General features: G+C 60.0%; 23 protein-coding genes. 10 read left to right on the forward strand and 13 right to left on the reverse strand.

Annotated elements, in window-relative coordinates; translation table 11 throughout:
- The first annotated feature begins 12 nt into the window (after positions 1–12).
- Positions 13–1,254, forward strand: coding sequence for an MFS transporter (locus ACR3EN_RS05715; RefSeq protein WP_480823784.1), 1,242 nt, complete (start codon positions 13–15; stop codon positions 1,252–1,254).
- Between the two features lie 95 nt (positions 1,255–1,349).
- Here ACR3EN_RS05715 and hslV read toward each other — a convergent pair whose 3' ends face one another.
- A complete protein-coding gene (gene hslV / locus ACR3EN_RS05720) occupies positions 1,350–1,901 on the reverse strand; it encodes an ATP-dependent protease subunit HslV (protein ID WP_480823782.1) in 552 nt (183 codons plus the stop codon).
- 196 nt (positions 1,902–2,097) lie between these two features.
- On the opposite strand from hslV, the gene ACR3EN_RS05725 reads away from it, so the two are divergent.
- Positions 2,098–2,295, forward strand: coding sequence for a DUF1127 domain-containing protein (locus ACR3EN_RS05725; protein ID WP_480823780.1), 198 nt, complete (start codon positions 2,098–2,100; stop codon positions 2,293–2,295).
- Positions 2,296–2,425: 130 nt separating this feature from the next.
- On the opposite strand, the gene trxA is transcribed toward ACR3EN_RS05725, so the two are convergent.
- From trxA to regB, 8 genes are all read right to left on the reverse strand, one after another.
- A complete protein-coding gene (trxA, locus tag ACR3EN_RS05730) occupies positions 2,426–2,746 on the reverse strand; it encodes a thioredoxin (RefSeq protein WP_170410773.1) in 321 nt (106 codons plus the stop codon).
- Positions 2,747–2,806: 60 nt separating this feature from the next.
- The gene (gene addA / locus ACR3EN_RS05735; RefSeq protein WP_480870888.1) at positions 2,807–6,166 is read right to left on the reverse strand and encodes a double-strand break repair helicase AddA; all 3,360 of its coding nucleotides are present in this window, start codon (positions 6,164–6,166) and stop codon (positions 2,807–2,809) included.
- Entirely contained in the window at positions 6,163–9,090 is a 2,928-nt protein-coding gene (addB, locus tag ACR3EN_RS05740; RefSeq protein WP_480870886.1) for a double-strand break repair protein AddB, read from the reverse strand. The genes addA and addB overlap by 4 nt, the downstream gene beginning before the upstream one ends.
- The gene (locus tag ACR3EN_RS05745; protein WP_480823773.1) at positions 9,083–9,769 is read right to left on the reverse strand and encodes a nucleotidyltransferase family protein; all 687 of its coding nucleotides are present in this window, start codon (positions 9,767–9,769) and stop codon (positions 9,083–9,085) included. Before ACR3EN_RS05745 ends, addB begins: the two co-directional genes overlap by 8 nt.
- Complete coding sequence (locus ACR3EN_RS05750; protein WP_480823771.1) at positions 9,766–10,770, reverse strand: aminoglycoside phosphotransferase family protein; 1,005 nt, start codon at positions 10,768–10,770, stop codon at positions 9,766–9,768. Before ACR3EN_RS05750 ends, ACR3EN_RS05745 begins: the two co-directional genes overlap by 4 nt.
- Positions 10,767–11,237 (reverse strand): tRNA (adenosine(37)-N6)-threonylcarbamoyltransferase complex ATPase subunit type 1 TsaE, encoded by a 471-nt coding sequence (tsaE, locus tag ACR3EN_RS05755; RefSeq protein ID WP_480823769.1) that lies wholly within the window; start codon positions 11,235–11,237, stop codon positions 10,767–10,769. The genes ACR3EN_RS05750 and tsaE overlap by 4 nt, the downstream gene beginning before the upstream one ends.
- Before the next feature lie 41 nt (positions 11,238–11,278).
- Positions 11,279–12,787, reverse strand: a complete 1,509-nt coding sequence (locus ACR3EN_RS05760) for a PAS-domain containing protein (RefSeq protein WP_480823767.1) — start codon at positions 12,785–12,787, stop codon at positions 11,279–11,281.
- A 65-nt stretch (positions 12,788–12,852) separates the two neighbouring features.
- Positions 12,853–14,244: a sensor histidine kinase RegB gene (regB, locus tag ACR3EN_RS05765; protein WP_480823764.1), complete on the reverse strand. Its 1,392-nt coding sequence runs from the start codon at positions 14,242–14,244 to the stop codon at positions 12,853–12,855.
- A gap of 89 nt (positions 14,245–14,333) precedes the next feature.
- On the opposite strand from regB, the gene ACR3EN_RS05770 reads away from it, so the two are divergent.
- From ACR3EN_RS05770 to ACR3EN_RS05780, 3 genes are all read left to right on the forward strand, one after another.
- Positions 14,334–14,951, forward strand: a complete 618-nt coding sequence (locus ACR3EN_RS05770; protein WP_480823762.1) for an SCO family protein — start codon at positions 14,334–14,336, stop codon at positions 14,949–14,951.
- 86 nt (positions 14,952–15,037) lie between these two features.
- Complete coding sequence (locus ACR3EN_RS05775) at positions 15,038–15,592, forward strand: ActR/PrrA/RegA family redox response regulator transcription factor (RefSeq protein WP_050604676.1); 555 nt, start codon at positions 15,038–15,040, stop codon at positions 15,590–15,592.
- A 21-nt stretch (positions 15,593–15,613) separates the two neighbouring features.
- Positions 15,614–15,997 (forward strand): hypothetical protein, encoded by a 384-nt coding sequence (locus ACR3EN_RS05780; protein WP_480823760.1) that lies wholly within the window; start codon positions 15,614–15,616, stop codon positions 15,995–15,997.
- Positions 15,998–16,029: 32 nt separating this feature from the next.
- Here the strand turns inward: ACR3EN_RS05780 and ACR3EN_RS05785 are convergent, their stop codons facing one another.
- The gene (locus ACR3EN_RS05785) at positions 16,030–16,626 is read right to left on the reverse strand and encodes an HD domain-containing protein (protein WP_480823758.1); all 597 of its coding nucleotides are present in this window, start codon (positions 16,624–16,626) and stop codon (positions 16,030–16,032) included.
- Positions 16,627–16,832: 206 nt separating this feature from the next.
- Here ACR3EN_RS05785 and ACR3EN_RS05790 point away from each other — a divergent pair, with 206 nt between their 5' ends.
- The 3 genes from ACR3EN_RS05790 (at position 16,833) to ACR3EN_RS05800 (ending at position 19,401) form a co-directional block, all read left to right on the forward strand.
- Positions 16,833–17,150 (forward strand): hypothetical protein, encoded by a 318-nt coding sequence (locus ACR3EN_RS05790; RefSeq protein WP_480823756.1) that lies wholly within the window; start codon positions 16,833–16,835, stop codon positions 17,148–17,150.
- 102 nt (positions 17,151–17,252) lie between these two features.
- Complete coding sequence (gene ahcY, locus ACR3EN_RS05795) at positions 17,253–18,641, forward strand: adenosylhomocysteinase (protein ID WP_480823754.1); 1,389 nt, start codon at positions 17,253–17,255, stop codon at positions 18,639–18,641.
- A 13-nt stretch (positions 18,642–18,654) separates the two neighbouring features.
- Positions 18,655–19,401, forward strand: coding sequence for an extensin-like domain-containing protein (locus ACR3EN_RS05800; protein WP_480823752.1), 747 nt, complete (start codon positions 18,655–18,657; stop codon positions 19,399–19,401).
- A 36-nt stretch (positions 19,402–19,437) separates the two neighbouring features.
- Here ACR3EN_RS05800 and ACR3EN_RS05805 read toward each other — a convergent pair whose 3' ends face one another.
- Positions 19,438–20,514, reverse strand: coding sequence for an L-dopachrome tautomerase-related protein (locus ACR3EN_RS05805; RefSeq protein ID WP_480823750.1), 1,077 nt, complete (start codon positions 20,512–20,514; stop codon positions 19,438–19,440).
- A gap of 92 nt (positions 20,515–20,606) precedes the next feature.
- Between ACR3EN_RS05805 and ACR3EN_RS05810 the strand changes: the two genes are divergently transcribed.
- On the forward strand, positions 20,607–21,503 hold the full coding sequence (locus tag ACR3EN_RS05810) for a LysR family transcriptional regulator (RefSeq protein WP_480823748.1): 897 nt from the start codon (positions 20,607–20,609) through the stop codon (positions 21,501–21,503).
- Positions 21,504–21,629: 126 nt separating this feature from the next.
- Positions 21,630–21,971 carry a DUF2853 family protein gene (locus tag ACR3EN_RS05815; RefSeq protein WP_480823746.1) on the forward strand — a complete coding sequence of 114 codons (342 nt, stop codon included), beginning with the start codon at positions 21,630–21,632 and terminating at the stop codon, positions 21,969–21,971.
- Positions 21,972–22,204: 233 nt separating this feature from the next.
- On the opposite strand, the gene ACR3EN_RS05820 is transcribed toward ACR3EN_RS05815, so the two are convergent.
- Both ACR3EN_RS05820 and ACR3EN_RS05825 read right to left on the reverse strand, forming a co-directional pair.
- Entirely contained in the window at positions 22,205–22,627 is a 423-nt protein-coding gene (locus ACR3EN_RS05820) for an EVE domain-containing protein (RefSeq protein ID WP_480824127.1), read from the reverse strand.
- Positions 22,627–22,896 (reverse strand): YciI family protein, encoded by a 270-nt coding sequence (locus ACR3EN_RS05825; protein WP_480823744.1) that lies wholly within the window; start codon positions 22,894–22,896, stop codon positions 22,627–22,629. The genes ACR3EN_RS05820 and ACR3EN_RS05825 overlap by 1 nt, the downstream gene beginning before the upstream one ends.

Consider the following 22,896-nt stretch of genomic DNA (forward strand, 5'->3'; position numbering starts at 1 on the left):
CGGAGCGCGCAGATGACGAAAATTGCCAAGATCACCCTGCTGTTTGTGGTGTTTGTGGACCTGATCGGACAGGGGTTGGTCTTTCCCATCATCAACTCTTTGATCATGGAGACGAAATCGGGCTTCCTGCCTGAAAACACCCCGATGGGACGGCGGCATTTCTACTACGGGCTGGTGATCGGATGTTTCTTCCTGTCGTGGTTTTTGGGTGTTGTCTACGTGTCCAAGGTCTCGGATTCCATCGGGCGCAAGAATGCCCTGCTGATCTGTCTGGGCGGGGCGCTGGTGGGCTATGCGCTGACCATCGCCGCGCTTTACATGAACAGCCTGCTGATGCTGATCATCGGGCGCTCGATCACCGGGTTCACTGCCGGCAACCAACCCATCGCGCAGGCGGCGATGATCGACGGCAGTACTGATGCCGCCGATCGGGATCGGAACATGGGCTATATCGTCACCGGCGTCAGCTTTGGTCTGGTCGGAGGGCCCATCATCGGGGCAGTCCTGTCCGACTCGGCCTTGCTGGGCAGCGCGGCGACGCTGAAAACCCCGTTCTACGGTGCCTTTGTTCTGGTCCTGATCGCCATTTTCATGGTGGCCACATTCTTCAAGGATACACGGACCGAGCGGGCACCCTTTGTTTTCCGCCCCCGCGACATCACCGACAGTCTGATCGCAGTGCGCGGCCATCCGATGGTTCTAAAAATCCTGCCGGTCTATTCATTGTTCATGATCGCCAATGTCACCTTCTATGTGTTCGTCGATAACTTCCTGACCAGCAAATTCGGCTACGGGGTTATCGGTGGCAGCGTCGCGATGGTTGTCATCGGCTTTGCGCTTGCGTTCTCCAGCACCTTCCTTGTGAAACCCGCGCAAGAAAGGTTCAGCAAGCATCAGATCATCTATACCGCGCTGATCGTGATGGTGATCTGCGGCGTGGCGTTTGCCTTCATTCCAAACGGGATTCTGATCTATGTCCCCGTGTTCCTGTTCTATTTTCTGTTCGGCGTGGCCTATCCCACAATGCTGGGCCTGTTTTCATCCGCCGTCAGCGAAGCCGATCAAGGTTGGGTCATGGGGGTGACCACGGCTGTCTTCTGTCTGGCCGGAGGGATCATGTCCCTGATCGGCGGTGGACTGATGAGCATCGATATCCGCGTGCCCTACTACATCGTGATCATTGCCGCGATATTCGGCCTGATCGGCATGCACCGGCGCTGGAAGGGTAAAGAAATCAAGGCGTTGTTAGCTTGATGTCGTTTGCGTTTGATTTGAATCGAAATACGCTGCCTCTCCCTTCGGTCGAACGCGCATTTCGATGTATTTTCCTCGGCTAAACGCAGAACGCCTTAGATGGTTTCGACCGTCAGGTTGCCGTTGGTATAGACACAAATATCGGCGGCAATTGCCATAGCCTCACGCGCAACCGTTTCGGCTGGTTTGTCGCTATCCATCATCGCGCGCGCGGCGGCCAACGCAAAGTTGCCACCCGATCCGATGGCGGCCACGTTATGCTCGGGCTCCAGCACGTCCCCTGCCCCGGTGATCACCAGCAAGTCCTTGCCGTCGGTGACGATCAGCATCGCCTCAAGCTTTTGCAGATACTTGTCTGTGCGCCAGTCCTTGGCCAGCTCGACCGAGGCGCGGGCCAGTTGGCCCGGCGTCGCTTCAAGCTTGGCTTCCAGTCGTTCCAGCAGCGTGAAGGCATCCGCTGTGGATCCGGCGAACCCGGCGACCACCTCGAACCCGCCCGGAGAAAGGCGGCGGACCTTGCGGGCGGTGCCCTTGATCACGGTCTGGCCCAAGCTGACCTGCCCGTCCCCGGCTATCACCACCTTGCCGTCTTTCTTGACGCCAATGATCGTTGTGCCGTGCCAACCGGGAAAATCGCTCTCTGTCATTGAAGCCTCCGTTTTCTCTGGCGTTCTATATGGGCCGAGGGCGTGTGCGGCGCAACCGTTCTCAAACTGCCTAAAAGATATGCAACAGACGCAGACCGGGGCTGTCGAGTCAGCATTTGTGGGACTCGGGGCTTAGGTCTAAACGGTCCTCACAACCGACAACGGGTCGGCTGTTTCTGTTTGAAGGAACGCGCACATGGCTAACGCAATCGCAAAAACCCACGCGCCGCTCGGAGCAGTCACCATTCTGCACGTAGTGGACGCAATCCTCCATCGCTTTGAAAGCGTTGTCGAATGGCATCTGTCGCGGAAAACCCGCAAAGAGTTGTCTCTTTTGACCGACGCCCAACTGGACGACATTGGTCTGAGCCGCGGCGATATCGCCAAGTTCTAAGCTCGACTTACTGATCAAAGCAAGATGGCCGTCTGATCCTCAGGCGGCTTTTCTTTTTGGGACAGGGCAAAAGCCCACGAAAAAAGGCGCCCCGAACGAGGCGCCCTTTTTGCCAGATTCTGAAGCGGGATCAGATCGACTCGTCAATCCAGCTTTGCAGCGCCGCTTTGGGGGCCGCGCCCGCGCGGTTCGACACAACCTGACCGTCCTTGAAGATGAACAGCGCCGGAATGCCGCGCACGCCCATGGCGGCGGCCGAGTTCGGGTTGCTGTCCACGTCTACCTTGGCGATCTTCACCTTGCCGCCGTATTCATTGGCCAGTTCTTCCAGCGCGGGACCGATCTGTTTACAGGGCCCGCACCACTCGGCCCAGAAATCCACAACAACGGGAACGTCCGAGTTCTTGACCTCGGCATCAAAGGTATCGTCGGTAACGGCAACGGTCGACATATTCTGTCTCCTGAATGGGGAATGCTTGGGCACAGAACCTAGGTGCCGCATCGTGGGAGGTCAAGATATCGGGTGGGTGGTCAGGCTATCTGTCACAAGATCGTGTGGCAGCCACATCAGCTGCGCCGTGCGCGTCCACAGGATCGCCGTTCGGATTTGATGATCAGGATAGATCTGCGCCAGCGCATGCGCATAGGCTCCCATCTGCCGCAGCAACCCGACTGGGCAGGTTTCAGGTGTGTCCGGGACGGTGGCATTTGACTTGAAATCAATCACATGCACCTCGGTATCTGTGACGATCAGCCGATCGATGACGCCGTGCATCCGGGTGCCATTCAGATCGGCAGAGACGGGAACTTCGGCCAGTGCCTCGGGGGCAAAAACCAGCTTCAGGTGATCTGCGGTCAGCACCGCTTCGGCCTCTTGCAGCAGCTCTTGCCTGTCGGGGTCGTGCATATCTGGCAGCAAACGGGCGCATAGCTGGGGCCATCGGTCCCTGCTGGTGGCGGGCAAATGTTCCAGCAGCAGATGCAGGCGGGTGCCGCGCAGTTTGGCGGCTTCTTCATCCTGCCCGGCATCCCCCGGCAGCGCCTTGGCCCCGCCCAGATCCGATGGGCTGATGATGTCCGCCGGCGCGGGCGGTTCCTTTGCCGTCTGCCGAAACATCTCAGGCAGGTCCTGTTGCCGCGACGTGTCCGCGTGGTGGTCGATCAAGGGCAGCGCATCCCAATCGCCATGCGCCAGCCGCTGCGTCTGCGTTCCGGGCAATTGCGTCGCCCCGGCGCGGGCCATTGCGGCCTCGACCATCTGGTACCAACTGGTTCCATCGCGGCCCAAATCGCCCGCCGCAGCCACGATCAACCACTTTTCGGCCCGTGTTAGAGCCACATATAGTAACCTCAGCCGCTCATTCTCTTCCCGCTTGCGCGCCTCGTCCCGCGCAGCAGCGACCAGCGCAGGCGATGCGTCGGCAGGCACCTTCCACAGCGGCGTCTCTCCGGCCATCATGATCTCAGCATCGCGCGGAGGCTGCCGTTTGCCCGTATCCGGCAGGATCACAATCGGCGCTTCCAAGCCCTTGGAGCCATGCACCGTCATCACCCGGATCATGTTGCCGACACCGCTCATCTGCCGCTTGATTTCCAGATCGTCGGTCTGCATCCAGACCAGAAATCCAGTCAGGCTGGGGATATCCGTGCGCTCATAGGCCAGCGCCTGCGACAGCAGCGCGTTGATCCCATCCTCGGCCTCGGCCCCCAGCCGGCCCAGCAGCTTTCGCCGTCCGTCATGTCGCGTCAGGATGCGTTCGATCAGGTCGTAGGGGCGCAGAAAGTCGGTCTGACCCCGCAGGTCATTTAGGATTTCCAGCGTCTCAGGGAAGTCTTCGGCCCGCTTGCGCAGCGCGGCCCATAGAAAGCCCTCATCGCGCCGATGCGCCAGATCGAACAGTTGCTGTTCCGACCATCCGAACAGAGGCGATTTCAGCACCGTTGCCAGCGACAGGCTGTCTTCGGGCGTGGCCAGAAAACTCAGCAACGCGGCGAGGTCTTTGACCGCAAGTTCAGCACCCACCTTCAGACGGTCAGCGCCCGCGATGGGCAGGTCTGCGGCCTTGCAGGCGCGAATGATCTCGGCAAACAGGTCCGAGCGGCGCTGGACAAGGATCAGAAAATCCGCCGGCTGCACCTTGCGGCGCACAAAGCTTCCGGGCGTTTCGCCATCTTCTGGGATGGTCTCGCCGCGTGCGATCATATCCTTGATCGAACGCGCCACCTGCTCGGCCAGAACAACGGTATGGTGCCGCGCGCCGGGCCGGTCGACGGGGTCGGTCCAGTCGCCTTCGTCGTCTTCTTCAACCTTCTCGACCACGGGCCAAAGATCGACGCGACCGGGAAGATCAGCTTTAAACGCGCGGTGCAGCGCGTCCTTGTGAAACCCGGCCTCAGTGTGGTTTTCGAACAGAATATCGACTAATCCAAGGATCGCGCTGGAGGATCGGAACGAATATTCCAACGTCGAATCCCACAGTTTAGAGCCTGATTCTTGCAATTTCCGCCCAAACTCGGCCTGCATCCGATCAAAGGCCTGCGGGTCAGCGCCCTGGAAGGAATAGATCGACTGTTTCTTGTCACCGACCACAAAGATCGTGCGCTCAACCCCGGACCGGGCCCCTTCCCCGCTGGTGAACTCCTGCGCCAGTTTCTCGATCACGTCCCATTGGTCCGGGCTGGTATCTTGCGCTTCGTCCACCAGAATATGATCGATGCCACCGTCGAGCCGGTACAGAACCCATTCCGCGACCGCGGGGTCGTTCAGAACCTGCCGCGCGCGCAGGATCAGATCGTCGAAATCGAGCCAGCCGCGCAGTTGCTTGCGGCGTTCGTATTCCGGTAGGAAAGCAGCAGCAAAGCGATGTAATACATGGGTTTTTCGGGCCGCCACCAGTGCGAGCCGCTGTTCCCGTGCCGCCTCGACCCGCAGCATCAGCGCCTCAAGCTGTGGCATCCGGTCGGCCAGCGCACCCTCGCGCAGCGCTTTGGTGGGAAAGCTGTTGATTTTGGCAGTGAAGGGTTCCTTTGCGGATTTGCCGGTCAAAAGAACGCCTTCCAACAGCGGCAAATTCCCGAGCGTTGGTTCGGTAAAACCGGCCAGCTTGACCGCGGCTTTGGCATTGTTGCCGCCGCTCTCGGTCAGCGCGGGCAACAGGGACTGGATCAGTTCAACCTCTCCGCCCATGTAAACGAGGTCCAGTAGGGTCTCTTCGTCGAAATCTGATGGCAGATCAAAGCGTTGCAGCAGGTCGGGCCAAGCAAGCGGATGCGCAAATTGGCTGCGTTTCTGCGCGATGGCGGCGGTCAGCTTGTCAAAACCCGTATCGGTGACAAACCGGGCCACGTCCTCGATCAGCGCAGCCTGCGGGCCTTCGGCAAAATCCTCGACAATCTCTTCGCGCAACAGGGCGGCGGCGCGGTCTTCCATCTCGGTGAATTGAGGGCTGACCCCGGCCTCAAGCGGAAACCGCCGCAGCAGAGAGGCGCAGAAAGAGTGGATCGTCTGGATTTTCAGCCCGCCCGGCGTCTCGATGGCGCGGGCGAACAGGGTGCGGGCCTGCGCCAACCGGTCGCCGCTGATCGCACCTTCAACACCCAGATCAGTGAGTTGTGCCAGCAGCAGCGTGTCGCCCAGCATCGCCCATTCGCCCAGTCGTTTGAACAACCGGTTCTGCATCTCGCTGGCGGCGGCCTTGGTGTAGGTCAGGCACAGGATATGTTGCGGCTGCACCCCGTCCAGCAGCAGCCGCGCCACGCGGTCGGTCAGAACGCGCGTCTTTCCCGAACCCGCATTTGCCGCCAGCCATGTCGAGGCATCCGGGCGCGCGGCTTGCACCTGGCGTTCGGTGGCATCATTGCGCGCGCTCATCTCAGGTCCTCTGGCTTGGTCTCGGTGGACCGGTCCCATTCACCGAACCGGGCGAGATGATCGTAGTCGCTGATATCGGTGTCCTTGTGCAGCATCCGGCGCGAGGAAAAGCCCTGATCAGGCTCTAAATAAGCAGAAATGAGCTGTTTGAGGTCGGCCATAACCTTGTCAGCCGGTTCTTTCGCCAGCGGCGCATCGACTTCTTTGTAAATGCCCCCCATGCCGATGAAGACGGCCTGCGCCACGGGCAGCGGATCGAACCCTTCGATCCCGCCCTGTTCTGCGATCGCGGCTTCGATCAGCAGCTGTTTGTCGAACTTGGCCTGTTGGCTCTCGGTTGGGGGGACGCCGGTCTTGTAGTCGATGATCCGCATCGCGCCGCGGCTGTTCAGATCGATCCGGTCGGCGCGTCCTGCGATGGTGAAATCCAGCGGCGTCAGCGCCAGCTTCATCCCAACCTCAAAGGCCACAGGTCCACCGTCACCGCGACGCTGGATTTCAGCGGATAGAAAACTATCAGTGATCCGGTCCAGCCGCGCCAGCCACAGTTTTTGCGCCGTGGGCCACGCGACATGCTCGCTCAGCACCGCTTCGGCACGTTTCAGGAAATTCTCGCGGGTCAGCAGGGCCGGGTCCAGCACACTGTCGCGGACGAATTGTTCCAGAACCTCGTGGATCACGATCCCGCGCAGCAGGGCGTCGGGCGCGCGGACCAGCGGGTCCAGCGGCTGCAGGCGCAGAACGTGGCGGGCATAGATGGCATAAGGGTCGCGGATCAGCCGCTTGATCTCGGTGACCGACAGACGCCGGGGCCGGGCCGCGACCGGGGGCCGGGGCGAGGGGCGATGCGTGGCGTCGATCCGGGGGGCCTGTTCCAGTGCTTCGGCCCAGCCCAGCCATTGCCGCCCCCGTACGCGCATCGCGGCCAAAGCATCCGCGCCACCCTGTTCGGGCAGGCCCTGCAGCAGGTTGGTCATCCGGTTCAGCCAGCGCGACGGTACGGTTTCTGCATCGTCCGAGCGGGTGGCGCGGGACAAAACCACCTCGGGCGCACCCACCGCCTGCTGGAAGTCATGAGCGGACAAGCCGATGCGGCGTTCGGGCAGCAACAGCCCGGAGGCGTTGCGCATCTGCCGGTTCAGCCATGGGTCCGGTGCGGGGGCCTCGGGCCAGCTGCCCTCATTCAGCCCGCCGAGGATCAGCAGGTCGGCCCCCTGAACCCGCGCCTCGAGCGTACCCCAGATCATCAGATGCGGATGCGGGGCGTCGCGGTCGCGCACTTCCTCTCCGGCAAGTAGCGCGCCCAGAAGGTCGGCGAAATCATGTGCGGTCATTGCTCCGCCGTGCTGCGCCTCGGCTTCCAGCGTGGTCATGACCGTCAGCGCTTTTTGACCGGCGTTCTTGTCCCAAAGCGTGCCGGGTGCGTCCGTTGACCCGGCAGAAATTGCTTCGGCCAGCCCTCGCAGCCGTGCCACCCAATCGGCCAGCGGGCGCTCGGCCGGGCTGTATTGATTGCAGAACGATTGGATCACCCAGCGGGTCCAGTCCTCGGGCGCGTCGGCGCGGATGGCAAAGGCGGTTAGGCTGCCGCTGTCGGGGAAGGGCGGGCCGTGGCGGCGCAGGTCAAGCTCAAGATCGCGGGTGTGCAGCAGGTGCGCGCCACGATCCGCACCGTCGTGGCAGAGCGGGTGTTTGAGCAGGGTCAGCAGCGCCTCACCGTCCAGTCGGCGGGCAAACAGGCCCGCCACATGGCGCAGAAACCGGCCCGGTGGCGACAGTTGCAGCGGCAGGCCCGCGCTGTCATCGGGCAGGATGTTCCAGCGATCCAGCGCGGCGCTGACCTGCCGGGTCAGCATCCGGTCGGGGGTGATCAGCGCGGCGGTCTGACCGGTCTCTGCCGCCTGTCGCAGACGCAGCGCAATCGCCAAAGCCTCGGCCCGGGGTGAGGCGGCCTCGATCAGCGTCACGTCCTGGGTTGCGCCCTGCAGATCGGTCAGAGACGGCCCCTCGGCCATCCACGCATCGGTGACCGGGGCAGGGCGCAAGGCAAGTGAAATCAATTTGTTACGTGCGGGTGAGGGCGGCTGCACCTTGACCCAGGGCTGAATCTGGTCGGGCGTCAGATCAAGATCGCGCATCAGTTTACGAAAGCGGTATTGCGGGTGATCTTCCGAGGTTAGCGCGTCATCGAGGCTGTTCCAGACCTGCGCAGGCTGATCGAAATCATAGCCCGGCAACACCAGCGCGCCCTGCGGTAGGCGCGCGATGGCTTGCATCAGCAGCATCGTCGTTCCGCGTGATCCAGTGGACCCGGCGAGGATGATCGGATGCTGCGGCGGGGTTTCATGCCAACGCGCGATCAAACCTTCCACAACGCGCCTTTGCCGCGCCTGCGGGTCCAGCGCGTCAGGTCCGGTCTGCATGAAATGATCGGCGATCCCGATAAAGGCCTGCGCCCGGGCCCAATGACCGGACATATCACTGACATCCAGCCCACGGATCGCGTCGGGAGAGACGCCTTCACCCTGCATCTCGTCGATCAGCGCCGCCAGATTGTCGGACAGATCAAACAAAGACGACCGCGCGGCCAGATCGGGTTGCTGATCCAGCAGCTTGGCGATCAGCTGCGTCAGCTCAAGCCGTCGGCGCAATGGTGGTATTGCGGATGGCACCTCCGCCAGATCAGCGCCGTCGCCCAGATCGGTGACCAGAGACAACCGTGGCAGCAAACAAGGCGGCCCCTGATCGAACAGCTCGCGCACGCGCCGGGCCATGCGGCGGGTGTTGACCACCAGTTGAACCCGGGCCAGCGCCTCGGGCGGGTGCGACGCAAACCGGTTGCGCAGCCCGTCGACCAGAACGCGCGGGAAGTCCGCGCCGGGCGGGACGGCAAAGACCCGGGGCAGGGTGCCGGGCTCAAACATCGGCAAGCAGACCTTCGGCCAGAGCGATTCCCTCGGGGCGGCCGACATCACACCAGCGACCGGGGTAGGCCAGCGCAAACAGGCGGCGATCCTGCAGCATCCGGTCCCACAGGAGGTTCAGCGAGAACGCATCCTCGGCTATATCGTGCAAACCATCGGTCTTCAGGATCTGCGCGCCGCCATAGATCAGATCTTTACCACGGGTGATCCGCCCGGCTGCGTCCTGGGTGAAGTCTCCGGCACCGGTGTGGCCAATCGTCTGGCCGGTGGGAATGCACATCAGCAGCGCGTCCATCCGGGTTGGGTCCCAATGGTCCTTCAGCATTTGCAGCGGGTTGGGCCCGGCCCAGATTGCATCGCTGTTCAGGGTGAACACCGGACCCGGCCCCAGCATCGGCAGCGCAGCCCGCAGTCCGCCGCCGGTTTCCAGAATCTGCGGGGCCTCATGTGACAGCAGCACGCCTTTCGGGGTCAGGTGGCGGGCCATCTGATCGGCGTGATAGTGGGTGTTGGCCACCACGCGCACCTGCTGTAGCGGCGCGAACAGGTCAAGCGCGTGGTCGATCAGGGGCCGCCCGGCCACCTCGATCAGCGGTTTGGGCCGGTCCTTGGTTAGCACACCCATGCGCGTGCCGAATCCGGCGGCAAACAGCATCGCAGCTTGCGGCATTTCGGTCATTGCGGCCTCAGCTTTGCAAGGTTTTCGGGGTTGGGCGCGGGCAGTGCCTCGCGCAGCAGGTCGGCCACCGAAACCAGCGCCGGGTGTTCCAGATCGCGCATCAGATGGGCCCATGTCGCCGGGATCAGATCGATGTAATGCGGTTTGCCGTAGTCGGTCGCCAACCGCGCGAACCCGCCTAGAATACGCAGGCTACGTTGGGCACCCAGCACCGCATAGGCGGTCCGGAAATCATGACCATCAACGCCGGTCGCCGAGATATAGCGGTCGATCATCCGCATCTCGATACCTGCGGGCACGGTGCGGCGCACATCTTGCAGTAGCGACATCAGATCATAGGCGGGATGGCCCAGCATCGCGCTTTGAAAATCCAGCAGGCCGACGCGGGCCAGCCCGTCCCGTTCGGGCAGCCAGATCAGATTCTCGGCGTGATAGTCGCGCTGAACGACCACGCGCGTACCACCAGTTTCGCGGTGAAGTATATCGGCAAACCGCTGTTCGAAACGGGTACGGACCTCGGCGTCATGCGATCCGAGAATACCGTGGGCGTATTTGGTAAAGGACAGCGCTGCGTATTCGGTCATCAGGGCCGGGTCATAGCTGTCCAGTGTCAAGGTCGGGCCTGCATGCAAATGCACCAGAACATCCGTGGCCGCCGCATAGAGTGTGCGTTCAAGCGACGGATCATCGCGTAAGACGCGGGCAAACAGCGCATCACCCAGATCTTCGAGTAACAAGAACCCGTATTCGGAGTCTTCGGCGTAGATTTCCGGTGCGCTCAGCCCCAGAGACCGCAGGTGGTTGGCCATGCGCACAAAGGGTTTGACGTCCTCGCCCTTGTCGGGCGGGGCGTCCATCAAAACCGCAGTGCGGCCGGTGGCGGGATCTGTCAGGCGTTCATACCGGCGGTTCGACGCATCACCGGCCAGCGGTGCATGTTGTGCGCCACGCCATTGAGTCCGAGCAACCAGAGCTTCGGCCAAAATCGCCCGATTGGTCATGGCATTGTCTCCAGTCTGGTTGCCCATTTCGGGTCTGTCCAGCTCAGCGCGAGCTGTCTTGCATCCTGCATGTCGGGGTCCGTTGAAAAGCGGATCATCAGGGCCGTGTCCGGTTGTAGTGAGTCCAGCTTTTCTGGCCACTCGATCAGGCAGATACTGGTATCAAATGCTTCCAGCAAGCCCAGCTCTTCGATCTCTTCGACAGAGGAAAGACGATAGAGATCGGAATGCCAGACCTCGCCAATCTCGGTGTCATAAACCTGCACGAGCGTGAAAGTGGGCGAGGGAACGTCCTCGGGCACCGCCAGAACGGATTGTATCAAAGCGCGAGCGAAATGGGTCTTTCCAGTACCGATCGCGCCGTCCAGCAAGATGGTATCCCCCTGCTGCAACTTGCGCGCCAAACGGGCAGCAAACGAGGCAGTTTCTTCGGGGGAATTCATGGACATTTTCAGTGGCGCAATCATGGCGCCACAATGAACCCGTGCCCGGTCGGCTGCAACCCGGTTCAGGCGCTGATCTTTTCCGGCTCGGCTTTGTTTTCGATCAGATCGGCAGAGGTGAATCGCACGATTGTTGCCCCGTTCTGCATGGGATTGACCATGCATGTCATTCTGGGTCCGGTTTTCAGGATCAGCTCGGCCGACCACTCGACCCGGTTTTCGCGCGAGTTCACAAAATCCCGGATCTCACCCAGAACCGGGGTGGCGGTACAGCGGTCCTGCCATTGGCGGGTCACGTCCAGAACGGTGGCCTGATCCAGTCCGATTTCGCCTGTATCCCCCCAAAGTTCCTGATAGGCGTAGTTGGTCAAGGCCAGCGTACCATCATCGGCAAACACCGCGATAGCATCGGCGAGCTTGTCGAGAATGGATTGCATCAGGTCCATCTCGGATCGGAAGCGCCGGGTCAGAGTGATCTCGGCCGTGATGTCTTCGAACAGAAAAGCCACCGCGCCGTCGGGATGCGGACGACCGCTGACCGAATAGACTGACCCCGAAGGTAAGGACCAGGTTTCCTGATAATTCCCGTCTTCCGCCGCTTCGATCAGGTCGTTCATCTGCCGGCGCCAGCTCAGGTAGTTCTTTGGTTCAGGCATCATGTGCTGATCCCGCAGCCGGTCGAAGAAGCTGGACAGGCTGGGGCGGCAACTTAGGAAATCAGGCGGCAGAGTGGTCAGGTCTATCAGCGCCGGGTTGAACAGGGCCAGTTGCCTGTTGCGATCAAAGATCGCCAGACCGATCGACAGCTGAGCGAAGGTTTTGGTCATGGTCTGGACAAATTTGCGCTGGGCGGTTTCCGCCTCGACAATGGCGTTTATATCAACGGCATAACAAAGCTGTCCTTCATCGCGGATCACCCGCGTCAGGTCGAACCAAAGGCGCGTTTCGCTATTCCTTACCGTGATCGAAACGCGGGTTTTGCGGCTCAGTATCGTATCGTCCACCTGTGCCGGAAACAAAGGTTCGGTCAAATCGGCATCCGGGCCGCCGACCTTGCGAACCAAGGCGACATAGGCCGCATTGCACCAGCTGACAGTGTTCTCGGCATCCAGCAGCCAGACCGGGTAGGGGGCTTGATCCATCGCCAGCCGAATCGGGTCGTTCACGTCCCGGTGCCGCGCCGGGACCTGTCCCGTCAGATCACGCAGTTCGACCCGTACGACACCATCAATCCAGTCGCACCGGACCTCGCGATCGACCGTGCAATCAATGGCTGAAACCACCAGCGTGCGCTTGGTCCGCACCATGTCGGGAGTTTCGGGAAAGGACGGAAAATCGCGTTTCAGCAAGCGTTTGAGTTCGGCCCAGGTATCGACGGTCTCAAACCCGTTCAATGCGATGTCCGAGTGACTGATAAGACGCGTATCATCAAATAGAAAAACCGCATCGGATAGGGTGCCGGGGCAACACAAGCCGTAATCCTCGCTCCGGGCCAGTCGGCGCGGCGACAGCCAGCGCATTGCAAAACCTGCCGAGCCCAGGCTGATCGCTGTCAGCACGATCCAATCGATCATGAATAGAACACCCCAGTTGCCTTATCCGGACCTGTATGGCGCGCAAGTGTTAATGGTCTCTTAACTCAGATCTGGAATGGCTGGTTGGCACCCGACGGTACCGGAGTCACCCCGAGTTGCGCGTCGATCAGTTTGCGCGGCCATACGACCTTGACCACCGCGCCACGCCGCTCGGGCTGTTCGGTGAGGTTCTGATATGGATCTGCGCCGTTGGCAAAATAGAGTTCGGCGCCGCTGCGTTCGAGCAGGGTCTTGGCGATGAACAGGCCAAGGCCCATACCTTCGTATTCCGGTCGACTGCTGCGATCCGTGCGCCGACGCCGCATGAACGGGTCACCGATCCGACCCAGGATATGAGGCGGATATCCACGCCCGTCATCCATGATGCAAACCATGATCTGATCCGAGGTCCACTCGGCCTCGACCCATACGGTGTCCCGCGCGAAATCCACCGCGTTCTGGATCAGGTTGCGCAGCCCGTGGATGATCTCGGGCTTGCGCAGGATCGACGGTTGCTGCACATCGCCGTCTTTCACCGGGCCTTCGGCAAAATGCACTTCTTTGCCGCGGTTGATATGGGGTTCGGCGGATTCGTGGATCACCGTTGACAACGGGGCCTGACGCAGATGCAGGTCGTCTTTGCCCGCCCGGCCCATGTCGCGCAGAATATCGCGGCAGCGATCGGCCTGTTCGCGGATCAGTGCGGCGTCTTCTTTCAACTCGGGCCGGTCATCAAGCTCTTCAATCAGCTCGGAGCTGGCCAGTTTGATCGTGGCCAGCGGTGTGCCAAGTTCATGGGCGGCGGCGGCCACCACACCGCCCAGATCGGTCAGTTTCTGTTCTCGCGCCAGCGCCATATGCGTAGCCGAGAGCGCCTCGGACATCGACTGCACCTCAGAGCTGATGCGGTGGGAATAAGCGCCGATGAAGACGATGGCGATGATGATCGCGGCCCAATTGCCGAACAGCAGGATATCGGGGATATCCAGCACCAGACCCAGACCGGTTCGCAGGGGAAGGTGGAACTGCGCCAGAAGCGTGGTCAGGACCACCGCAACCCCACCGATTATCACGGTCGAACGCGTGCTCATCACACTGGCCGAAATCGTTACGGGCCCGACCAGAAGCAGCGCGAACGGGTTGTTCAGCCCGCCTGTCAGGTACAGCAAAACCGACAGCTGCATCAGGTCGAACAGCACCATCAGGAAGTTCTCGAACTCGGACAGGCGCTTGTTTTCGGGGAACAACAGGATAGCCGTCATGTTGCCCATGACCGACACGCCGATCGCGAAATAGCACAGGCCGAGTTGCAGCTGTACGTCATAATATTGCTGCGCCACAGTGATCGCGGTGAACTGGCCCATGATCGCAACCCAACGCAGCAGAATCAGCGTCCGAAGCCTGATCCATGTGCTGCGCTCTTGCCCGCGCCAGAGGCTGGTATTGGAATCCGTCATCTGTCGATTATGTCCTATTGCATCGGCCCCCTACGTTGATAGGAGTGCAGGCTGAACCGATCAACAACCTTCGTGCCCGGAGAGCCACCATGATCCGTCTTTATGCCGTCCTTGCGACCGTCGTTCTGGCTATTGGTCTGGGGGCCATGTGGCTGCTGACGCGTGGGGGAACCGACGACAAGTTCGCCCAGTGCCGGTCCAGCCAGATTGCAGGCGGGACGGCGGCAATCGGCGGCCCATTCGAGCTGGTGAATGGCAAGGGCGAGACGGTGACGGATACGGATGTGATCACCGAGCCGACGCTGATCTATTTCGGCTATACCTTCTGTCCCGACGTCTGCCCCTTCGATATGTCCCGCAACGCCGAGGCGATCGATATTCTGGCCGAGCGTGGCCAGTCCGTGACACCGCTTTTCATCTCGGTTGACCCGGATCGTGACACGCCCGAGGTTGTCAGTGACTATGCCTTCAACCTGCACGAACGCATGATCGCGCTGACCGGTTCGCCCGAACAGGTCAAGGCCGCCAGTAAGGCCTACAAGACCTACTACAAGGCCCATGACAAAAGCGACGAGTACTATCTGGTCGACCACTCCACCTTTACCTATCTGGTCACCCCCGAAGATGGATTCCTTGAATTCTTCAAGCGCGACGACACGGCGGAACAGATGGCGGACAAGGTGGGCTGCTTCCTCAATCAGGTCTGATCGGTCACGGGTGGTTTGACCTTTGAAATGGCGCTGCTATTACTCATGTTTAAGCCAAAGGCATGAAATAGCGGAAAGACCCACATATGGCAGATAGTTCCCAGCTTGACATCGGCCCCGATAAATCCCTGCTTCTGGTCGATGATGACGAGCCGTTTCTGAGACGCCTGGCCAAGGCCATGGAAAAGCGCGGGTTCGAGGTTGAAACCGCCGGATCGGTCGCCGCAGGCCGCGCCATTTCCACCGCCCGCCCGCCTGCTTATGCCGTGGTGGACCTGCGGCTTGAGGACGGCAACGGTCTGGACGTGGTCGAAGTGCTGCGCGAGAAACGCCCCGACAGCCGGGTTGTGGTTCTGACCGGCTACGGCGCGATTGCCACCGCTGTGGCGGCTGTGAAGATCGGCGCAACCGATTATCTGTCAAAACCTGCAGACGCCACCGACATCACCAACGCGCTGCTGGCCAAGGGCGATGAACTGCCCCCGCCGCCGGAAAACCCCATGAGCGCGGATCGCGTGCGATGGGAGCATATCCAGCGGGTCTATGAGCTATGTGACCGGAACGTCTCCGAGACGGCGCGCAGGCTGAATATGCATCGACGGACGTTGCAGCGGATTCTGGCGAAGCGCAGTCCAAGGTAGATTACCGACTGAGCTTAAAAAATGTTGCAACTCCTAGCTAAAACCGCGCCTGAAACTTGGGTGCAACGTCTGGGTGCATTTGTTTTTGGCGCTATCTCACTAATGTCTTTGCTTGTTGTTGGCGGTGTCGTTTTTCAAGCCTGGACTGAGCCATGGACAATTGCAGGCGTATGGGCGAGTGTCTTTGGTTTGGTACTTTGTACTTTGCTAACTCTGATTGGCATCGTGCATGCTTTGACGGCAATTTTCCCCAATCTTCTCGGAAGCAGGCAAACGCGATCACCTCAACTGCACATTGATGTAAGCGAGTTAAATGCAGAGAAGCTGAAGTTTCTCTATCAGTTTATCGGCTGGCTCTCTCTAATCGGTTTGTCGGCTATAGGGTATTTCTACATTTCCCACTGAATGGCTTCGCCAATCCGAAACCACGTCAACTGTTATTCCATCTTTTGGATTAATGCGCCATGCCGCTCCGCATAAGCCTGCCTTACCTCAACCGGCGGCCTCAACCTAATCTGCAACCCCTCCATCACCGCCCGATCCGGTCGACCAAAGAACTTCGTCGCCTCGGCCTCGGAAAACCCCGCGATCTGCGTTGCCTCCATCCAGGCGCTGATCTTGTCGGCCTTCTTGATCTGCCGTTTTACTGTCTTCGGCACCTCGGCGGGCAGCCCGAACCGGATATGAATCGCCACCGCCAACCGATCATCCAGCGCGCTGTAATCCGGTCCGACGGCGGATTTGACGGGCGAGATCATGTCTCCGATCACATATTCCGGCGCGTCATGTAACAGGGCCGCCAGCCGCCATTTGACCGGTGCTTTTGGCGCAATCCGCCCGAACAACTCCTCGACCAGCAGCGAATGCTCAGCCACGGAGTAGGCGAAATCTCCTGCTGTCTGGCCGTTCCAGCGCGCTACAAAGGCCAGGCCATGGGCGATATCCTCGATCTCGATATCCACCGGGGTGGGATCCAGCAGGTCCAGCCTGCGGCCCGATAACATCCTTTGCCATGCGCGGGGTTGTGTTGCCATTCTGCCATGCCTTGTGAATTGGGACACATTAAAATCTTATTTTTCTGCTATGATGTACCTGTCAGGTTCACCAGCTGCCAACGGTTTCTTGAGCTTTCGTGCTTTGAATCCGCGCCAGGCGATCCCGACATCAAGGACTGAGGGGGGCGCTGACTCCCGTCAGTTGCGCCCTCTCGAAACGAAACTCGTATCGAAAGGAGCTTGTTATGTTCAAGCGTTTGTTTGCAATCGCCCTGACCTTCGGAATGGCTGCCACCGCGCCGCCAGCGTTCGCCAAGAATAACTGTGCCGTCCGCGATCAACTGATTTCGAAGCTGCAGGAAAACTACGCCGAGGAACTGGCCTTTGGCGGTTTGCAGAAAACCCGTGGCGCACAGTCTGTGATGGAGGTCTGGACCTCAAAGGAGACGGGAAGTTACACCGTTCTGGTCACGCAACCCAATGGCATCAGCTGTATCGTTGCCGTTGGCACGGATTTCTTCGAAGCAATCCCGAAGATCAAGGTCGAGGGGACGCCGAGCTGATTTTTAAGGCGTAAATTCCCGTTTCCGGCCATCCACATTGCCACCTGTCCCAAGGAATGCTAGGGGCAGCCCGGACCAAGATTTACCGGAGTGGAGAACCTGATGGCCGGGGACTATATCGTTAAGGACATTTCACTGGCGGGCTTTGGCCGCAAGGAACTGGATATCGCGGAAACCGAAATGCCGGGGCTGATGGCTCTGCGCGCGGAATACGGCGAAAGCAAGCCCTTGAAGGGTGCCCGTATCGTGGGTTCGCTGCACATGACCATCCAGACAGGGGTACTGATCGAAACACTGGTTGCGCTGGGCGCGGATGTGCGCTGGGCGTCGTGCAACATCTTCTCAACCCAGGATCACGCGGCGGCGGCGATTGCCGAGGCGGGCGTTCCGGTGTTTGCCATCAAGGGTCAGACGCTGGAAGAGCATTGGGACTATCTGGACAAATCCTTCCTGTTCGAAGACGGCCCAAACATGATTTTGGACGATGGCGGCGACGCGACGCTGTATATCCTGCTGGGCGCGCGCGCTGAGGCGGGTGAAGACATCATCCCCGTTCCGGGTTCGGAAGAGGAAGAGGTGATCAAGAAGCAGATCGCCAAGCGTATGGCAGCAAGCCCCGGCTGGTTCACCAAGATGCGCGACCAGATTCAGGGCGTGTCCGAGGAAACCACCACTGGTGTGAACCGACTGTATCAGCTGGTGAAAGACGGCCACCTGCCGTTCCCGGCGATCAACGTGAACGACTCGGTCACCAAGTCGAAGTTTGACAACAAATATGGCTGTAAGGAATCGCTGGTCGACGGTATCCGCCGCGCCACCGACACCATGATGGCCGGTAAGGTTGCCGTTGTGTGTGGCTATGGCGACGTGGGCAAAGGCTCGGCCGCTTCGCTGCGTGGTGCGGGGGCCCGAGTGAAAGTGACTGAAGTTGACCCGATCTGCGCGCTGCAGGCTGCGATGGACGGGTTCGAGGTCACCCTGCTGGAAGACGAAGTTGCCAGCGCGGATATCTTCATCACCACCACCGGCAACAAGGACGTGATCCGCATCGAGCATATGCACGCGATGAAGGACATGGCCATCGTCGGCAATATCGGTCACTTCGACAATGAAATTCAGGTGGCCAGCCTGAAGAACCACAAATGGACCAACATCAAGGAACAGGTGGACATGATCGAGATGCCTTCGGGCAATCGTCTGATTCTGCTGTCCGAGGGGCGTTTGCTGAACCTCGGCAACGCCACCGGTCACCCGTCGTTCGTGATGTCGGCGTCTTTTACCAATCAGGTTCTGGCGCAGATTGAGCTGTTCACCAAAGGCGACCAGTACGAGAACAAGGTCTACATCCTGCCCAAACATCTGGATGAGAAAGTCGCGCGACTGCATCTGGACCGTATCGGCGTGAAGCTGACCCAGATGGATAGTGAGCAGGCGGCCTATATCGGCGTAAAACCCGAAGGCCCCTACAAGCCCGAACATTACCGCTACTGATTGCGGACCGGGTATGACCGAACCTTCAGGACGCCGCCGGTTCATGCAACTGGCGGCGTCTTTCTTTTCGATCATCATATTTCTATTCCTTGTTGGATGTGCCGGGTATCTGCTGTTGGCGCATCCCAAGACCCCGCTTCCCTCGCATTGGAACCCCCTTCGGGACCTGACGCTGACGGCCCCGGTCACACCTGCCACCAAATTCCAGTTGAACCGCGCGCTGGCAGATGAGGCACAGTGCCGGGCGGTGCTGTCACAAGCTGGTGCAGCATTCTCGGAGATGGAGGATCTGGTGGTCGATCAGAACTGCGGCATTGCCGGTCGGGGGTCGCTGTCACAGTTGGTCCGTGCCCGGGTCAACGGGGTCGAGACTCGCTGTACGACCGCCCTGCGTTTGGCGATGTGGGAACATCATGTGGTGCAACCCGCCGCGCGCGATTTGCTGGGGACCGAGGTGCGCACCTTGCGGCATCTGGGCAGCTATAATTGCCGCCGCATGCGCACTGCGCAGGGCGAAAACAACGGATGGAGCAGTCACGCGACGGCGGATTCCATCGATATTGTGGGTGTTGAACTCGCGGATGGCAGGACTCTCAGCCTGCTACAGGACTGGACGAAACCGGGCCCCGAGGCTGACTTTCTGCACCGGATCGGGAAAGGGGCCTGCGATTGGTTCCGCGTGGTGCTAGGCCCGAACTTCAATCGCCTGCACGCGGATCATTTCCATCTGCAAGGCCCCGGTTGGGGCTACTGCCGATAGGTGTCCCGGCCCCGCATCAGCAGGGCCGGGTTTTGCTTAGCGCCCGCTGACCGCGTCAGACAGTGACTTGAACCGGACGATCTTGTAGATGCCTTTTGATGCATCCTCGCCATTGTTCAGAACTGGCGAGCGGTGCAACTCGTTAATCGTGGCATAGACATAGCCATCCGCACCGATCGAGAACCCGTCTGGCCACGGCAATTCATCATCCGACTGGAACAGAACCTCATAGGTGCCATCCGGCTTGGTGACACCCAGCGCATTGTCCGTCATCGCGGTGATATAGACATTGCCGCCGGTATCGACGGTCGAACCATCCGAGATCGGCTTGTCGCCATAGCGTTCGACCTTCGCCTCAAGATCAGCGTCTGACAGGCTTTCGTCCAGCAGCGCGGCGGTCGGGATGCGGTACATCGCGCTGGCCGTCATTGGGGCGAAATAGACCCATGTGTTGGTCGGATCGACGGTGATCGGGTTGATGCCGATTTTAGCCGGATTGCCACCCAGCGTGATCTCGCGCCCGTCGATCACCATCGGTGTATCTTCGGGAATGGTATATTTAGAGCCTTCCAAAACACGCCGCGCGCGCCCGGTCTCCAGATCGACCACGATGATGGCCGAGTTCTGCCCGTCGCCCGTGTCCGAGATGTAGATGGCCCCGTGATCGCGGTCCACGGCCAGATCGTTCAGGAACGAAGTCGGGCGCGCGACCGGTGCGCCGATATAGTGAATCGCATGCAGCGTCTCGGTATTGGTGTCCCAGCCCACAATGCGCCCGGTCTGGTTCTCTCCCTGACCGTCCAGCATCCACAGGATACCGTCGCGATCCGCGCGCAGCCCTAGAACACCGTTCAGCCCATCCGCATCATCGTTTGGCGCGCGCGCCCAATCTTCTGTCGGGTAAGGCTTGGTGGACCCGTCCGGCATCACCTCGACCACACGCAGTTCGGGGCCGTAGAATTCATGCACGGACATGAACATGCGCCCATCTGGGCCAATGGCCAGATTGCCCGGGGGCATAGCCTTTTCGAACTCAAGATAGGTTTCCAACTCGGCCGCTGCGGCGGGCAGGGCCAGCGCAAGCGCGCATGTGGCTGCGTAAAGGGATTTCATCGGGTCCTCCTCTGGTGATCCCAAAGCAGATACCATTTGAAAAAATTCACGATAACTGCCTTGATACTGAAACCAGTGTTAGGATTTTTCGAATGTACCACGTGAATGACCTTCTGACCTTTGTCTCGGTGGCCAAGACCGGGGGCATGGGATCGGCGGCCAAGGCGCAGGGCCTCTCGGTCGCGACGGTCAGTCATCGCATCACCAAGCTGGAGGAGGTGCTGAACCTCAAGCTGTTTCATCGCAACAGCCGCAAGGTGCAATTGACCAATGAAGGGCACATCTTTCTGGACCGGATCGAGCCGCTGCTGGCCGAGCTGCGCGAGGCTGAGCTGGATGCAGGCAGCGGGACCGGTGCGTTGCGTGGGCATCTGCGGGTGACGCTGTCGCCTTGGATTTTGTCGCGCTTCATCATGCCGTTGATGGACGCGTTCCAAAACGACAACCCCGATCTGTCGGTCGAGTTTCTGGCTGTCGATCGTTATGTTTCTCTGGTGGATGAGGGCATTGACTGCGCTATCCGGGTGGGCCGGATGGCTGACAGCACGCTGAAGGCACGAAAGCTGAGTGACAACGACCGCATTATCTGCGCCGCTCCCGGCTTTTGTGACCGGTATGGCGTTCCAGCCAGCGTTGAAGAGCTGCGACAGATGCGCTGGGCCTGCCTGCCATGGCAAACCCGGTTCGAGATCCGCGATGGTCCCCAGCGCAGCACGCAGCTGTCGGTTGGGCGTAGGATTGCTGTTTCGAACTCGGATATGTTGACCGAAGCAGCAGTGCAGGGTCTGGGCCTTGCCGTAAAATCCCGACTGGCCGTGCAACGTGAGCTGGACAGCGGCGCGCTGCGCGAGATCATGCCGGGTGCCCTGAAGCACCCGGATGCCCCGATTTCGTTCGTTCATGCAGGCAATGCCACGCCGGGTCGCAAAGTGCGGGCATTCTCCGATCTGGCAGATCAGGCGTTTCAGAACACGGCGTTGGCAGAGTAAACCCGCTTACGGGGAAAGTGCGTGATTTTTCCCTTTGAGCGTGCTGTGCTTCTGGCTACGCTGCCTGCACGTGTTTCAAGGATATGAATATAACGCCGCAACATCTGAATTACGGGAGAGTGCTTAATGGGAAAACGCGACGAACTGATCGCCAAATATGCCGAGGATCTGAAATCCAAATGCGGCATGGACGCTGATATGGACCTGCTGACCAAGGTCACCATCGGCTGCGGTCCGGCCATCTATGATGCCGATGCGGCGACTGTGGCGGCCAGTCAGGAAAGTGAGCTTGAGACGGTCAAGAACAACTTCCTGATCAAAAAGCTTGGCCTGTCTGACGGACCCGAGCTGATGGAAGCGATCAACAAGGCCATGGAAACCTATGGCATGTCCGAGCGTAACAAATACCGGGCCGTCGTTTACTATATGCTGACCAAGCATTTCGGCAAAGAGTCGGTCTACGGTTGATCCCGGCCATTTAACCTGCAGCGCCCGTCGAACACAGACGGGCGTTTTGTATTTGAGACATAGTTTAAAGACTTGGTGTTTGAACCTGAGACCCAGCTTGGGTTAGGTTGAGCTTGTGACCAGGATGGTCAGAACCAGCAAATTCCATACACGTGTGGTGAGTAGGGAGCACGTGGGGTAGGGAAGGTTCTGCACCGTCGGAACCTTCCCTTTATTGCATTTTGCTGTTTCGCTCAGTCCGCTTTCGTCTCGCCCATGGCGCAGATTGCGGCCCATTCGGAATCGCTGACTGGCTGCACGGAAAGGCGCGAGTTTCTGACCAGAACCATGTCGTCCAGGCGCCCGTCGGCCTTTATCTGATCCAGCGTGACAGGTGTATTGAATGGGCGGACAGCCTCGATATCCACGCATTCCCAGCGCTCGTCATCGGTTGTGCTGTCTGGATGCGCTTCGGCGCAGACCTCGACAATACCGACAATCGCCTTTTCTTTCTGCGAATGGTAAAAGAACCCGCGATCACCGATCTGCATCTGCCGCATGAAGTTGCGTGCCTGATAGTTGCGGACGCCATCCCATTCCTCACCCGCGTCGCCTTTGGCGACCTGTTGATCCCAGCTCCAGGTCGAGGGTTCGGATTTGAACAGCCAATACGCCATCAGCCGATCACGCGCTTCCATTGGATCAGCTCGACCGAATCGAACAGCCCCGCCAGTGCGTAGGGATCATTGCGCGCCCACTCCTGCGCGGCTGCCATGTCTTCGACCTCGAGGATGATCAGCGAACCGATCATGGCCTCTCCGTCCAGCAGGGGACCGGCCTGGGTCACAACGCCAGTTTCTTCGAGGTAAGCCAAGTGCGCGGGGCGATTGTCCAACCGGGTTTGCAGAGCGCCCGGTTTGTCACGGGCGATCAGGGCGATGAGCAT

This window comes from Ruegeria sp. G7 (genome assembly GCF_056535465.1).

Excerpts from the sequence above, each read along its gene's own strand:
- ACR3EN_RS05715 (WP_480823784.1), top strand. The coding sequence starts at position 13 with ATGACGAAAATTGCCAAGATCACCCTGCTGTTTGTGGTGTTTGTGGAC.
- hslV (WP_480823782.1), bottom strand. The coding sequence starts at position 1,901 with ATGACAGAGAGCGATTTTCCCGGTTGGCACGGCACAACGATCATTGGC.
- ACR3EN_RS05725 (WP_480823780.1), top strand. The coding sequence starts at position 2,098 with ATGGCTAACGCAATCGCAAAAACCCACGCGCCGCTCGGAGCAGTCACC.
- trxA (WP_170410773.1), bottom strand. The coding sequence starts at position 2,746 with ATGTCGACCGTTGCCGTTACCGACGATACCTTTGATGCCGAGGTCAAG.
- addA (WP_480870888.1), bottom strand. The coding sequence starts at position 6,166 with ATGAGCGCGCGCAATGATGCCACCGAACGCCAGGTGCAAGCCGCGCGC.
- addB (WP_480870886.1), bottom strand. The coding sequence starts at position 9,090 with ATGTTTGAGCCCGGCACCCTGCCCCGGGTCTTTGCCGTCCCGCCCGGC.
- ACR3EN_RS05745 (WP_480823773.1), bottom strand. The coding sequence starts at position 9,769 with ATGACCGAAATGCCGCAAGCTGCGATGCTGTTTGCCGCCGGATTCGGC.
- ACR3EN_RS05750 (WP_480823771.1), bottom strand. The coding sequence starts at position 10,770 with ATGACCAATCGGGCGATTTTGGCCGAAGCTCTGGTTGCTCGGACTCAA.
- tsaE (WP_480823769.1), bottom strand. The coding sequence starts at position 11,237 with ATGATTGCGCCACTGAAAATGTCCATGAATTCCCCCGAAGAAACTGCC.
- ACR3EN_RS05760 (WP_480823767.1), bottom strand. The coding sequence starts at position 12,787 with ATGATCGATTGGATCGTGCTGACAGCGATCAGCCTGGGCTCGGCAGGT.
- regB (WP_480823764.1), bottom strand. The coding sequence starts at position 14,244 with ATGACGGATTCCAATACCAGCCTCTGGCGCGGGCAAGAGCGCAGCACA.
- ACR3EN_RS05770 (WP_480823762.1), top strand. The coding sequence starts at position 14,334 with ATGATCCGTCTTTATGCCGTCCTTGCGACCGTCGTTCTGGCTATTGGT.
- ACR3EN_RS05775 (WP_050604676.1), top strand. The coding sequence starts at position 15,038 with ATGGCAGATAGTTCCCAGCTTGACATCGGCCCCGATAAATCCCTGCTT.
- ACR3EN_RS05780 (WP_480823760.1), top strand. The coding sequence starts at position 15,614 with ATGTTGCAACTCCTAGCTAAAACCGCGCCTGAAACTTGGGTGCAACGT.
- ACR3EN_RS05785 (WP_480823758.1), bottom strand. The coding sequence starts at position 16,626 with ATGGCAACACAACCCCGCGCATGGCAAAGGATGTTATCGGGCCGCAGG.
- ACR3EN_RS05790 (WP_480823756.1), top strand. The coding sequence starts at position 16,833 with ATGTTCAAGCGTTTGTTTGCAATCGCCCTGACCTTCGGAATGGCTGCC.
- ahcY (WP_480823754.1), top strand. The coding sequence starts at position 17,253 with ATGGCCGGGGACTATATCGTTAAGGACATTTCACTGGCGGGCTTTGGC.
- ACR3EN_RS05800 (WP_480823752.1), top strand. The coding sequence starts at position 18,655 with ATGACCGAACCTTCAGGACGCCGCCGGTTCATGCAACTGGCGGCGTCT.
- ACR3EN_RS05805 (WP_480823750.1), bottom strand. The coding sequence starts at position 20,514 with ATGAAATCCCTTTACGCAGCCACATGCGCGCTTGCGCTGGCCCTGCCC.
- ACR3EN_RS05810 (WP_480823748.1), top strand. The coding sequence starts at position 20,607 with ATGTACCACGTGAATGACCTTCTGACCTTTGTCTCGGTGGCCAAGACC.
- ACR3EN_RS05815 (WP_480823746.1), top strand. The coding sequence starts at position 21,630 with ATGGGAAAACGCGACGAACTGATCGCCAAATATGCCGAGGATCTGAAA.
- ACR3EN_RS05820 (WP_480824127.1), bottom strand. The coding sequence starts at position 22,627 with ATGGCGTATTGGCTGTTCAAATCCGAACCCTCGACCTGGAGCTGGGAT.
- ACR3EN_RS05825 (WP_480823744.1), bottom strand. The coding sequence starts at position 22,896 with ATGCTCATCGCCCTGATCGCCCGTGACAAACCGGGCGCTCTGCAAACC.